The organism is Streptomyces sp. 2A115 (genome assembly GCF_052245575.1).
GTDB lineage: Bacteria > Actinomycetota > Actinomycetes > Streptomycetales > Streptomycetaceae > Streptomyces.
Genome location: NZ_JBQQCG010000150.1, coordinates 1 through 12,452, shown reverse-complemented (window position 1 = coordinate 12,452; position 12,452 = coordinate 1). Strand labels below are relative to the sequence as shown.

Here is a 12,452-nt window from a genome sequence, read left to right as displayed (position 1 = left end):
GCGCAGTTTGAGTACGAGGCCGTTCAGGCCGAAAGGGGGGTCTGGGGGCGCAGCCCCCCAGGGTAGGGGCGACGGGGCGACGATTCCCGGCGCCCAGCCCTTCACAGCGGTACTCTGACCAGGCCGCATCCCCCGTTCAACGATCCGCACATCGACCCGTTCGAAGGGACACCCCAATGCCGCTCGAAGCCGGCCTCCTGGAGATCCTCGCCTGCCCGGCCTGCCACGCTCCGCTCAAGGAGCAGGAGACCGAGCTGGTCTGCACAGGCCAGGACTGCGGCCTGGCGTACCCCGTCCGAGACGGCATCCCGGTCCTCCTGGTCGACGAGGCCCGCCGCCCCGCGTAAGGCCCGCAAAGAACGAACCGGCGACCGGAGGCTGCCGCCCATGTTCGACGAAACGCTGCTCGACGCCCCCGAGGCACTGTCGGAGGCGGACCGCCGAGGCCTGCTCCGCGGTGCCGCCGAAGCGGGCGCCCGCGTCCGTACCGCGGCCCGGCACGCCGCCGAGTCGGGCATCCCCGACCTCAAGCCGGACGGCCGCCCTCGCGCCGTCATGATCGCGGGTCCCGGAGCCGCCGCGATCTGCGCCGCCGACCTGCTCGGCACCCTGGCCGGCGCCGGCTCACCCGTCACCCGCCTGGCCCCCACCGGCGTCGCCCCGGCCGCGGGCGCCATGCGCTGGGAGCTGCCCGGCTGGGCCGGTCCCGTCGACCTGCTCCTGATCGCCACCCCCGACGGCAGCGAGCCCGGCCTCTCGCTCCTGATCGAGCAGGCCTATCGGCGCGGCAGCACCGTCGCCGCCGTGGCCCCCGCCCGCTCCCCGCTGGCCGAGGCGGTGGACGGCGCCCACGGCCTGTTCGTACCGATGGCGACCGCCCCGTACGAGCAGGACGAACCCGCAGCCCCGTCCGCCCCCGGCGTCCTGTGGGCACTGCTCACCCCGCTGCTCGCACTCCTCGACCGCACCGGCCTGATCACCGCACCGCCCGAGGCCCTGCACAAGGTCGCCGACCGCCTCGACCAGGTCGCCGAGCGCTGCGGCCCCGCCATCGCGATGTACAGCAATCCCGCCAAGACCCTCGCCGCCGAGCTCGCCGAGGCGCTCCCGGTGATCTGGACCGAGGGCCCGTCCGCGGGCCCCGCCGGCCGGCGTTTCGTCGCCGCGCTCGCCGAGCTGGCGGGCCACCCCGCGCTCACCGCCGAGCTCCCCGAGGCGCTCGCCGCGCACAGCGTCCTGCTCTCGGGCGCGCTGGCAGCCGGCGCGAACCCCGAGGACTTCTTCCGCGACCGCGTCGAGGATCAGCCGGTCATGCACGCGCGCGTGGTCCTCCTCCGCGACCGCCCGCCCACGGGCCTGAGCGCCGCTCCCTCCGCCCGCGAACTCGCCCTCAGCCACGACACGGCGATCAGTGAGCTCGAACCGGAGGACGGCGGCGACCTGGAGACTGTCGCCGAACTGATCGCCATCACGGATTTCGCCGCCGTTTACCTGGCGCTCGCCTCCGGGGCCTGATCTTGAGCCACGCCTCCTGACCAGCGCCCGCTGAGCAGCGTACGTACGGAGAAAAAAAGACAGATGGACCGCCTCGACAACACCATCCGCCCCTACGCCTGGGGCTCCACGACGGCCATCCCGCGGCTCCTCGGCGTCGAGCCGACCGGCGAACCGCAGGCCGAGATGTGGATGGGCGCCCACCCGGGCGCGCCCTCGCGCACCGCCCGTGGCCCCCTCACCGAGGTGATCGACGCGGCCCCCGAGCGCGAGCTGGGCCCAGAGGCGGTCGCCAAGTTCGGCCCGCGCCTCCCGTTCCTCCTCAAGATCCTGGCCGCGGGCGCCCCCCTCTCCCTCCAGGTGCACCCCAACCTCGCCCAGGCGAAGGAGGGTTACGAGGACGAGGAGCTGCGGGGCGTCCCGATCGACGCCCCGCACCGCAACTACAAGGACGCCAACCACAAGCCCGAACTGATCTGCGCGCTAACGGAGTTCGACGGCCTGTGCGGATTCCGGCCCCCCCTGGAGGCCGCCGACCTGCTCGCGGCCCTGGAGGTCGACTCCCTCAAGCCGTACGTCGACCTGCTGCACGCCCACCCCGAAGAGGCCGCGCTGCGCGAGGTGTTGACAGCCGTGCTGTCAGCGGACCGCGAGGAGATGGCCGCCACGGTCACCGAAGCCGCGGCGGCCTGCTCCCGGCTCGGCGGCGCCCACGCCCCGTACGCCGACCTCGCCCACCACTACCCGGGCGACCCGGGAGTCATCGCGGCGATGCTGCTCAACCACGTCCGACTGCAGCCCGGCGAAGCCCTGTTCCTCGGCGCCGGCGTCCCGCACGCGTACCTGAACGGCCTCGGCGTCGAGATCATGGCCAACTCCGACAACGTCCTGCGCTGCGGCCTCACCCCCAAGCACGTCGACGTCCCCGAACTCCTGCGCATCGTCCGCTTCGAGGCGAGCGGCCCGGGCGTGCTGCGCCCCGAGGCGTCCCCCGACGGCGAGGAGGTCTACGAGACCCCCATCGACGAGTTCCGCCTCTCCCGCTACGCCCTCCCGGAAGGCGCCCCGGCCCACGACCTCACCCGCCGCACCCCGCAGATCCTGCTGTGCACCGCGGGCTCCGTACAGGCGGGCGAACACACCCTCGCCCCCGGCCAGTCCGTGTTCGTACCGGCGGGCGAAAGGGCAGAAGTGTCCGGGACCGGCAGCGTTTTCCGGGCCACGGTGGTCGCCTGAGCGCGACCGCGCCGACGGCCCTGGGTGGGTCACGGAAGTGGCTTGAAGAAGCCGCTGTGGCGGCCGGGCGCACCGATGTCGGCCCGGGCTGCAACAATGGCCCACCGCAAAGGACGGGCAAAGCCCGGGACGGCAGCCGAGTTGGCAGACGAGCGGCCGAGACCGAGATGGCAGACGAAGGGACATCGGGAGCACATGAGCGCGTCAGGCGGCACCAAAGCGATCGTGGCGGCACTCGCCGCCAACCTCGCGATCGCGGTAGCGAAGTTCGTGGCGTTCATCTTCAGTGGATCGTCGTCGATGCTCGCCGAGTCCGTGCACTCGCTCGCCGACTCCGGCAACCAGGGCCTGCTGCTTCTCGGCGGTAAGAAGGCCCAGCGCGAGGCGACCCCGCAACACCCCTTCGGCTATGGCCGCGAGCGGTACATCTACGCCTTCCTCGTCTCGATCGTCCTCTTCTCGGTCGGTGGCATGTTCGCGATCTACGAGGGCTACGAGAAGATCAAGAACCCGCACGAGATCGACCACTGGTACTGGCCGGTGGGCGTCCTCGTCTTCGCGATCATCGCCGAGACCTTCTCCTTCCGGACGGCCATCAAGGAGTCCAACCTCACGCGCGGCAAGCAGTCCTGGAAGGAGTTCGTGCGCCACGCCAAGGCGCCCGAGCTGCCGGTCGTCCTGCTCGAGGACCTGGGCGCGCTGGTCGGTCTGATCCTCGCCCTCGTCGGCGTGAGCCTGGCCCTGGCGACCGGCGACGGCGTCTGGGACGGCATCGGCACCCTCTGCATCGGCATCCTGCTCATCCTCATCGCGATCATCCTGGCCGCCGAGACCAAGTCGCTGCTCCTGGGCGAGGCCGCGGGTCTGGAAGACGTCCAGAAGATCGAGGCCGCGATCGTCGACGGCGACACGGTCACCGGCATCATCCACATGCGCACGCTCCACCTCGGCCCCGAGGAACTGCTGGTCGCCGCCAAGATCGCGGTCCAGCACGACGACACGGCCACCGAGGTAGCCGCCGCGATCAACGCCGCCGAGTCCCGCATCCGCGAGGCCGTCCCGATCGCCCGCGTCATCTACCTGGAGCCCGACATCTTCAGCGAGACCGAGGCAGCGAAGGGCCGGGACCGAGAGGCCGCGCCCGGGGGGCCGGCAAAGACCGGCGAGCACTGAATTCTTCTCGTACGAGGAGGGGATCCGGATCCGCCCTCGTTCGTACGTACGTGACTGGGGCCCGCCGAGCAGCTCGGCGGGCCCCAGTCACGTACGTACGCGCCGGCCTGTTCTTGCGCGCAGGCCGGTGTCCTTGCGTTCAGGCCGACGCCGACGTACTCGCGTTCAGACCCGTACGGGCCACGGCGGTAGCTGGGGCGCCGCCCGTTTCCGTACGACCAGCGCGGCGATCCCGAGGCCGAGCCCGACGAGCGCGAGGACCAGCCCGAGCAGCGCACCCCCGAACCACACGGCGGCCCCGCCGAACCCGTCCCCCACCCGTCCCAGAACGGCCCCGTTCGCCACCGTGCCCCGGTGCTCCTCGCTCTCGTAGAAGCGCGAGTCCATCGAGTTCACGCGGTGGTCACCCAGCAGGAAAAGCCGCCCGGACGGCACCTTCACGTCGTATGGCCGATTCATCCCATCGGCGATGCCGTCCATCACGTAGGACTCCGCGAGCGGCTTCCCGCTGACGGTGATCCGCTCGCCCGTGTCCGCACCCTCGCAGCACACGACTCGGTCGCCGCCCAGCCCGATCACGCGCTGCAACACGGCACCCTTGACGTTTCTCTCGGGTACCTCGAACACCACGACGTCTCCCCGGCCCACCTCGTCGCCGTCCATCCGCTCCACGATCAGCCGCTCGCCGACGGTGTACGTCGGTGCCATGTTCTCGCTCACCACAGTGACCCACGTATAGGCCGATCGCACATACAGCAATGAGCCGATGGGCATCACCAGCCCCAAAGGCCCCACCAGCCACGCAGTGACCGCCAGCCTTCGCACACTGCCCATCGACGTTCCCTCCCCATGCGGCGCATCCGCAGGCGCAGAGACCAGCGGCGAACCGGACGTACGACTGACGCACGACGGACGTACGACTACTGAACCTCGCGACTACTGAATCTCGCGGAGTACTCCGAGGATCGCCGCCTCGTCCGGAGCCGCTGTCAGCCGCTCGCGGAAGCCGGTGTCCATCAACTTCCGGGACAACACCGCCAGGATCCGCAGATGCTCATCGCCGGCGGCGGCCTCCGGCACGGCGATCATGAAGACCAACTTGGCCTTCGTACCGTCCGGGGCACCCCACTCGATGCCCTCCGCCGATCGCGCGAACCCGACCACCGGCGCGGTCACCGCGTCGCTCTTGGCATGCGGAATCGCGATCTCCTCGCCCAGCCCGGTCGTACCCTGCGCCTCGCGCCGCAACGCCGTCCGTACCAACTCCTCGACGTCCGCGACCTTGCCGGTGGCGGCCAGCAGCCCGGCCATCTCCAGGATCGCGGCCTCCTTGTCGCCGGCGTCGAGCCGGACCTTGACGGTCTGCCCGGTGAGGTAGCCAGAGAGGACTTCGCCGGTCGCCGGCGCTCCGGGCGGCGTCTCGGCGGATACTTCGGTGCGGGCTTCGACGAGCGTGCTGATGGGCTTTTCGGCAGGGGCGTCTACTGTCGATGCGCCGGCTGTCGACGCGTCGGCGGTGGACGGTTCTGAGGCCGGTTCGGTGGTCGGTTCAGTGGTAGTCGCCTCCGCTGAGGTGCCGGGGCCCGGCGCGGGGGCGACGGCCTGCGTCCCGGCGATCCGCTCGGTGGTCGCCCGCAAGGCGGCGCTCGCCGCCCGCTGAGCGACGACCCCGCCCGTACCACCGCCCGCGCCCGCACCAACGAGCGCCGACTCGTCCTCCGCCGGGAACCCGCCAACCAGCGGCCCTCCGCCCCGCTTCCGCTCACTCACATCGACGAGCGCGACCGTCGTCAGCGCCGTCACCACGGTCCCGATCAGCACGGCCACGAAGAACATCGGTACGCCGCCCACGGCGCCCAGCACCGCCACGATCGGCCCGCCGTGCGGCACCGCGTCCTCGACCCCGGCCAGCCCGGCGACCGCCCCGGCCACCGCACCGCCCGCCATGTTGGCCGGTATGACCTGCGCAGGCCGCGCGGCGGCGAAGGGAATGGCGCCCTCGGAAATCCCGAACAGGCCCATGAACAGCGAGGCCAGACCCGTCTCGCGCTCCTGCTCCGTGTAGAGCCGCCGCCGGATCAGCGTGGCGAGCCCCTGGCCGAGCGGCATCACCGGAATCGCGGCCGCGCACATGCCCATGACTTCCTGGTTGCCGGTCGCGATGAGCCCCGTACCGAACAGGAAGGCCGTCTTGTTGACCGGCCCACCCATGTCGAACGCGATCATCAGCCCCAGAATCGCGCCGAGCAGCACGGCACTGGTCCCGGTCATCCCGCTGAGCCAGTCCGTCAGATGCTCGAAGACCCAGGAGATGGGCTTTCCGATCACGAAGACGAAGAACAGCCCGAGAGCCGTCGTCGCCACGATCGGGATCACGATGATCGGCATGATCGGCCGGACGAACTTCGGAACCTTGACCTTCTTGATCCACAGCACCAGATAACCGGCCAGGAACCCGGTGACGATCGCCCCGATGAAGCCCGCGCCCGCCTTGGAGTCGTACAGCGAACCGGTGTTGGCGATCCACCCGCCGATCATCCCGGGCACCAGCGCCGGCCGGTCCCCGATCGCGTACGCGATATAGCCGGACAGGATCGGCACCATCAGCTGGAACCCGATGACACCGATGTTGTTGACGTCCGTCCAGAAGGAGTCCTTCGGGATGACCAGCCCGCCGGACGGATCGGTGTGCCCGCCCAGCGACAGCGAGATCGCGATCAGCAGCCCACCGACCACGACGAACGGGATCATGTAACTGACGCCGTTCATCAGCGCCTTGTAAACGACACTCCGCTCCTTGCCGCCACCGCCACCGCCACTGCCACGGCCGTCACTGTCACCGCCGCTCGCGGGTACGGCTGCTCCGCGCCCGTACCCGCCGTTGTGCACGGGCGCGGTCCGCACCTGCTCGATCAGCCGCTCGGGATGGCGAATTCCCTCGGCGACTCCCACCGTCACGACCCGCTTCCCGGCGAACCGGCTCAGGTCCACGTCTTTGTCGGCCGCGACGATGACGCCATCAGCGGTGCTGACATCGTTGTCAGTGAGTACATTTTCGGCCCCGATCGAGCCCTGCGTCTCCACCTTCATGTCGATGCCGAGTCGCTCCGCCGCCTGCGAGAGCTTCTCCGCCGCCATGTAGGTGTGGGCTATACCGGTGGGACAGGCGGTCACCGCGAGCAGCCTCAACCGCTGCCGCTCGCCGCTGCCGCCGCCCGTGGGGGGAAGGCCGGCCGGACTGGTCACCTGGATCTCCTAACGCCTTTGTTGTGTGGGGATCGCGCGCCTACGTTGTGGGGGATCGCGGTCTGCTGTCGCGACGATCTCGGTCGGATCTCGGCCTGCGAGGTTCCGCACATGATCCCGATCCCCGGCATCCTGCAACAGACCCCAGTGCAGGATCAAAGGTTCAAAAGCCCGGATTATCCAGGCCTGTTGCACCCTGTCCTCGGCTCAACGGACCCTCACCGTCCGCTTCATCTGTCCGGAGGCGGACTGGGGTTCGCTGAGCCGATCGGTGTAGATTCGTAACCGAGCCAGACGTCGCTGCTGATGGCGGTCGGGCGGTCCTCGCGGACCGACCGAGGGAGAGAGGGCCTCCGACGGACTGCGCTGCGCACAGGCACCGGGCATTCGTGTGTCCGTGGGCGCTCGTAGTGCCCGCCGCCGCGCAGACCAGCCGTATCCACCTCGCCCCAACCCGAGGAGCAGCTCGTATGACCACTGTCGACAACCGACAGGACTTCAAGGTCGCCGATCTTTCCCTGGCCGAGTTCGGCCGCAAGGAGATCACCCTCGCCGAGCACGAGATGCCCGGCCTGATGTCGATCCGCAGGGAGTTCGCCGCCACTCAGCCGCTCGCCGGCGCCCGAATCATGGGCTCGCTGCACATGACCGTGCAGACCGCCGTCCTCATCGAGACCCTCGTCGCCCTGGGCGCCGAGGTCCGCTGGGTGTCCTGCAACATCTTCTCCACCCAGGACCATGCGGCCGCCGCCATCGCGGTGGGCCCGAACGGCACGCCGGACAACCCCCAGGGCATCCCGGTCTTCGCCTGGAAGGGGGAGACCCTGGAGGAGTACTGGTGGTGCACGGAGCAGGCGCTGACCTGGCCGAACACCCCCACCGGCGGCCCGAACATGATTCTGGATGACGGCGGTGACGCCACCATGCTCGTCCACAAGGGCGTCGAGTACGAGAAGGCCGGCAAGGTCCCCTCCGCCGACACCGCGGAGTCGGACGAGCACCGCGTCGTCCTGGAGCTCCTGGGCCGGACGATCTCCAACGGCTCACGGAAGTGGACCCAGCTCGCCTCGGAGATCCGCGGCGTGACCGAGGAGACCACGACCGGCGTCCACCGTCTGTACGAGATGCAGCGCGAGGGCACCCTCCTGTTCCCGGCGATCAACGTCAACGACGCCGTCACCAAGTCGAAGTTCGACAACAAGTACGGCTGCCGCCACTCCCTGATCGACGGCATCAACCGCGCCACCGACGTCCTCATCGGCGGCAAGACCGCGGTCGTCTTCGGCTACGGCGACGTGGGCAAGGGCTGCGCGGAGTCCCTGCGCGGACAGGGCGCCCGCGTGATCATCACCGAGATCGACCCGATCTGCGCACTGCAGGCGGCGATGGACGGCTACCAGGTCACGACCCTCGACGAGGTCGTCGACAAGGCCGACATCTTCGTCACCACGACCGGCAACAAGGACATCATCATGGCCTCGGACATGGCCAAGATGAAGCACCAGGCCATCGTGGGCAACATCGGCCACTTCGACAACGAGATCGACATGGCCGGCCTGGCGAAGATCCCGGGCATCGTCAAGGACGAGGTCAAGCCGCAGGTCCACACCTGGAAGTTCCCCGACGGCAAGGTGCTCATCGTCCTCTCCGAGGGCCGCCTACTGAACCTGGGCAACGCCACCGGCCACCCGTCGTTCGTGATGTCCAACTCGTTCGCGGACCAGACCCTGGCCCAGATCGAGCTGTTCACCAAGCCCGCCGAGTACCCGACCGACGTCTACGTGCTGCCCAAGCACCTCGACGAGAAGGTCGCCCGCCTCCACCTCGACGCGCTCGGCGTGAAGCTGACGACGCTCCGCCCCGAGCAGGCCTCATACATCGGCGTCGAGGTCGACGGCCCGTACAAGTCGGACCACTACCGCTACTGAGCCCAGCGCTCAGCCAACGGTTGTCAGCAGGCCCTCGCCGTCCCGGCGGGGGCCTGCCCCATACAAGGACCCGAGCCACCATGCCCCGCGGCCGATATTCGCTTCATGATCCGCACGACCACACCCCCCTTGCTGAAGAGCACTTCCACTGCGCGCCCGGCCCCTCCGGCTGGCGCTACGTCTCGCAACTCACCACCCCTTCCGGCGGCCAAGCCGGCTCCGTCGACCTGGCCCTCGACGACCTCGGCCGCCCTATCCGTCTCGAACTCCACGCCTCGGGCTGGCAGGTCCGCGGCGCCGCCATCGACGGCGTCACCTGGGTCCGCACCGACCCCACGGGACTTCACGCCACCGAAGGCAATGTCCGCGCCCACGCCTTCACCGGCACATCCCCCGCGTTCCTCATCGCCACCGCACGTCTGCTTCGCCTCACCCCCGATGCCTCCGCCACTCGTGTACGCCTCGTCGCCTTCACCGACCCGGTCCTCGCCCCGCGCACCCTCGACCAGTCCTGGGCCCTGATCACGAGAGAAGCACACGCCACTGACAGTGGCCCCCTGACCGTGGAGGAATACCAGGTCACAGCCCTGGACACCGGCGAGCAGCACGCCATCCACCTCTCCGGCGACGTGGTTCTCTCCGCACCCGGCATCGAGCTGGAGGATCTTGCATCACCGCCGTCGGTCTTCAGCTGACGACGGCATTGACAGGCGTCCCTTTACGTGGGCGGGACGAACCCAGTGGCAGCGCGCTCTGTGCCGACATTCTGCGCGGCTGTGCCTGTGTTCTGCGGGGTTGGCCCGGCCGGGTCCTTCGGCGGGGCCACGGCAGGGGGCGAGGCGGGAGCTCCCGACGGAGCAGGCGCCGGAGCCGCGACCGGCGCTCCTTGCCCTGGTGGCATCGTCGGTGCCGTATCCGAGGGGGAAGAAGGGAAGGCCGGGCCAGGCGGCTGCGCCACGGCGTACGGCATCACCGGCCCGCCCCCGCCCGGCACACCGGCCACGTTCCCACCCGCGACAGGACCACCACCGACGGCCGCCCCAGGACCGAAGGCCCGCCGGACCTCCCGCGCCTGCCGCTCCTGCATCACGGCAGCCAGATAGGCCGCCGGCGGAACGCCCTGCGGCGCCGGAGCCCCGGTGCGCTCCGCGACATCCGCCGCGAGCCGCTCCGCCATCGCCCAGCCGACCTGCGGATCCAACTGCTGCATCCGCGTCAGGTACTGCCGGACAGCCAGCCACAGCCCATCCGGAACGGCGGACAGATCAAGTCCGGAGAACCGCCCTGAGAGCCATGGCGGAGGCGGAGGAACGAAGGACGTATGCCCGACGGGAATCCGCTCCCGCACGACCAGGGTCCCCGCGAACACATCACCGAGCCGCCGCCCACGCGCCGACACCAGCGACGCGATGCACGCCACGATCCCGAACGTCATCAGGATCTCGACCACACCGACCGCCCCCCGTACCAGCGCATGCCGGAACCGGATCGGCCCACCGTCGTCACGCACGACCCGCAGGCCGCACGCCAGCTTCCCGAGCGACCGCCCATGACTGAGCGTCTCCACGGCGATCGGCCCGCCCACCAGCACAAGAAGGAAAGCGGCAATCGACACCGCCGTCTGTGCCGCCTCGTCAAGAGCAGCCGTGGACGCCACCAGGGCCACGGTCACGGCGATGTACGCGGCAATCGCCACCGCCAGGTCGATCAGCACGGCCAACACCCGGCTCGGCAGCTTCGCCGGCCGCAGCTCCAGCGCCACCGCCTCGCCCGTCACAAGCTCACTCACGCCCGCCGTCCTTCCCCGAACTGCCCCGAGGACAGCCAGTCTGCCAAGCTGAGGGCACATCGCGCCGCAGTGCGACAAGCTGACCACACGACGAGCAGCCGAGGAGCAGCCAACCCGATGGACCTCGACGTCTTCGTGTCCGCCCACCGCGCCGAATGGGGCCGGCTCGACGCACTCCTACGCCGCCAACGCCGCCTCACCGGCGCGGAGGCCGACGAACTCGTCGCCCTCTACCAGCGCACGGCGACCCATCTCTCCCTGATCCAGTCCAGCGCACCAGACCCCCAACTCACCGGCCGCCTCAGCCAACTCGTGGCACGCGCGCGTAGTGCCGTAACAGGCACCCGCCGCGCTTCGTGGCGCGATGTCACCCGCTTCCTTACACACGGTTTCCCCGCAGCCGTCTACCGCTCACGCCACTGGTGGGTCCCCACCGCGCTGCTCTCCACCGTTGTAGCCGCCCTCCTGGGGTGGTGGATCGGTACCCACCCCGAGGTCCAGTCCTCGATCGCGGCCCCCAGTGAGCTGCGAGATCTCACCCGCCCCGGCGGCCAGTACGAGACGTACTACTCGAGCCATCCCGCGGCGTCCTTCGCGGCCCAAGTGTGGACGAACAACGCCCAGGCCGCCGCGATGTGCCTGGTCCTGGGCATCTTCTTGTGCCTGCCGGTCATCTGGATCCTCTTCCAGAACATGCTCAACCTTGCCGTTGGCATCGGTCTGATGTCCTCGGCCGGCCGCCTCGACACCTTCCTCGGCCTCATCCTCCCGCACGGCCTCTTGGAACTGACCGCCGTCTTCGTAGCGGCGGGTACCGGTCTGCGCCTCGGCTGGACGCTCATCGACCCTGGTCCCCGCACCCGCCGCGCAGCCCTCGCCGAAGAGGGCCGCGCCGCCCTGGGCATGGCGATAGGCCTCGCCCTGGTCCTCTTCGTCTCCGGCGCCATCGAAGGCTTCGTCACCCCGTCCGGTCTCCCGACCTGGGCCCGCATAGGCATCGGCATAGCCGCAGAGCTGGCCTTCCTCGCGTACGTCTACGTCCTGGGCGGTCGCGCAGCACGGGCCGGCGAGACGGGCGACGTCGAGGAGGCCGAGCGCAGCGCCTCCGTACCGACCGCCGCCTGATGTGCGGGAACCCTGACTGAGCTGCTAGTGTCCACTTCGCCCCACGGGACCGGTTGACACGGGACGTGTGGGGAGGTAGATTTACACAGTTGCCTAGAACTGGATGGACAGGTTCGGTGGCAGCAGTGAAAATCTGTCAGCTTCCTGGGACTCGATTCCAGAGGAGCTCCCCGAATTATTCAGGAACGAGTGGCCGGTCAGGCCGGTCAAAAACTTCTGATAAAGTCGGACTCGCCGAAAGAGAGCCGTAAGGCAATCGAATAAGCGAAGGCCTTCCAATTGGCCACCGGAAACGAATTCCGAACGGAAAACGGATCTGGTAAGATTGGGAAACACCGAAGGGAAACGCCCGGAGGAAAGCCCCGGAGAAGGTTCTGTGGGTGAGTACGAAGGAAGTGTCCGTTCCTTGAGAACTCAACAGCGTGCCAAAAATCAACGCCAGATATGTTGATACCCCGTTC

The 12,452-nt window shown here is 69.4% G+C and carries 11 protein-coding genes; 7 read left to right on the top strand and 4 right to left on the bottom strand.

Translation table 11 applies throughout. The annotated features are described in order from the left end of the window. Positions 1-176: 176 nt before the first annotated feature. From ACTWQR_RS54085 to ACTWQR_RS54070, 4 genes are all read left to right on the top strand, one after another. The gene (locus ACTWQR_RS54085; RefSeq protein WP_079103719.1) at positions 177-347 is read left to right on the top strand and encodes a Trm112 family protein; all 171 of its coding nucleotides are present in this window, start codon (positions 177-179) and stop codon (positions 345-347) included. A 40-nt stretch (positions 348-387) separates the two neighbouring features. Then, positions 388-1,515 carry an SIS domain-containing protein gene (locus ACTWQR_RS54080; RefSeq protein WP_443234729.1) on the top strand — a complete coding sequence of 376 codons (1,128 nt, stop codon included), beginning with the start codon at positions 388-390 and terminating at the stop codon, positions 1,513-1,515. Between the two features lie 63 nt (positions 1,516-1,578). Then, entirely contained in the window at positions 1,579-2,730 is a 1,152-nt protein-coding gene (gene manA, locus ACTWQR_RS54075) for a mannose-6-phosphate isomerase, class I (RefSeq protein ID WP_443234728.1), read from the top strand. A gap of 195 nt (positions 2,731-2,925) precedes the next feature. Beyond that, the gene (locus ACTWQR_RS54070) at positions 2,926-3,903 is read left to right on the top strand and encodes a cation diffusion facilitator family transporter (protein ID WP_443234727.1); all 978 of its coding nucleotides are present in this window, start codon (positions 2,926-2,928) and stop codon (positions 3,901-3,903) included. Positions 3,904-4,068: 165 nt separating this feature from the next. On the opposite strand, the gene lepB is transcribed toward ACTWQR_RS54070, so the two are convergent. Both lepB and ACTWQR_RS54060 read right to left on the bottom strand, forming a co-directional pair. Next, positions 4,069-4,737: a signal peptidase I gene (gene lepB, locus ACTWQR_RS54065; RefSeq protein ID WP_443234726.1), complete on the bottom strand. Its 669-nt coding sequence runs from the start codon at positions 4,735-4,737 to the stop codon at positions 4,069-4,071. 102 nt (positions 4,738-4,839) lie between these two features. Further along, positions 4,840-7,149, bottom strand: coding sequence for a fructose-specific PTS transporter subunit EIIC (locus ACTWQR_RS54060; RefSeq protein ID WP_443234725.1), 2,310 nt, complete (start codon positions 7,147-7,149; stop codon positions 4,840-4,842). A 470-nt stretch (positions 7,150-7,619) separates the two neighbouring features. On the opposite strand from ACTWQR_RS54060, the gene ahcY reads away from it, so the two are divergent. Together ahcY and ACTWQR_RS54050 are read left to right on the top strand one after the other, a co-directional pair. Continuing rightward, complete coding sequence (gene ahcY / locus ACTWQR_RS54055; RefSeq protein WP_443234724.1) at positions 7,620-9,077, top strand: adenosylhomocysteinase; 1,458 nt, start codon at positions 7,620-7,622, stop codon at positions 9,075-9,077. Between the two features lie 80 nt (positions 9,078-9,157). Then, a complete protein-coding gene (locus ACTWQR_RS54050; RefSeq protein WP_443234723.1) occupies positions 9,158-9,772 on the top strand; it encodes a hypothetical protein in 615 nt (204 codons plus the stop codon). 23 nt (positions 9,773-9,795) lie between these two features. Here the strand turns inward: ACTWQR_RS54050 and ACTWQR_RS54045 are convergent, their stop codons facing one another. Then, on the bottom strand, positions 9,796-10,866 hold the full coding sequence (locus ACTWQR_RS54045) for an RDD family protein (RefSeq protein ID WP_443234722.1): 1,071 nt from the start codon (positions 10,864-10,866) through the stop codon (positions 9,796-9,798). Positions 10,867-10,983: 117 nt separating this feature from the next. On the opposite strand from ACTWQR_RS54045, the gene ACTWQR_RS54040 reads away from it, so the two are divergent. Then, positions 10,984-11,991: a stage II sporulation protein M gene (locus tag ACTWQR_RS54040; protein ID WP_443234721.1), complete on the top strand. Its 1,008-nt coding sequence runs from the start codon at positions 10,984-10,986 to the stop codon at positions 11,989-11,991. A 175-nt stretch (positions 11,992-12,166) separates the two neighbouring features. On the opposite strand, the gene ACTWQR_RS54035 is transcribed toward ACTWQR_RS54040, so the two are convergent. After that, positions 12,167-12,452, bottom strand: a 286-nt coding sequence (locus ACTWQR_RS54035; protein ID WP_443234720.1) for a hypothetical protein, incomplete at its 5' end; no start/stop codon positions are given.

Bases quoted from the DNA above. Each gene is read 5' to 3' on its own strand.
- ACTWQR_RS54085 (WP_079103719.1), top strand. From the start codon at position 177: ATGCCGCTCGAAGCCGGCCTCCTGGAGATCCTCGCCTGCCCGGCCTGC.
- ACTWQR_RS54070 (WP_443234727.1), top strand. From the start codon at position 2,926: ATGAGCGCGTCAGGCGGCACCAAAGCGATCGTGGCGGCACTCGCCGCC.
- manA (WP_443234728.1), top strand. From the start codon at position 1,579: ATGGACCGCCTCGACAACACCATCCGCCCCTACGCCTGGGGCTCCACG.
- ahcY (WP_443234724.1), top strand. From the start codon at position 7,620: ATGACCACTGTCGACAACCGACAGGACTTCAAGGTCGCCGATCTTTCC.
- ACTWQR_RS54040 (WP_443234721.1), top strand. From the start codon at position 10,984: ATGGACCTCGACGTCTTCGTGTCCGCCCACCGCGCCGAATGGGGCCGG.
- ACTWQR_RS54080 (WP_443234729.1), top strand. From the start codon at position 388: ATGTTCGACGAAACGCTGCTCGACGCCCCCGAGGCACTGTCGGAGGCG.
- ACTWQR_RS54050 (WP_443234723.1), top strand. From the start codon at position 9,158: ATGCCCCGCGGCCGATATTCGCTTCATGATCCGCACGACCACACCCCC.
- lepB (WP_443234726.1), bottom strand. From the start codon at position 4,737: ATGGGCAGTGTGCGAAGGCTGGCGGTCACTGCGTGGCTGGTGGGGCCT.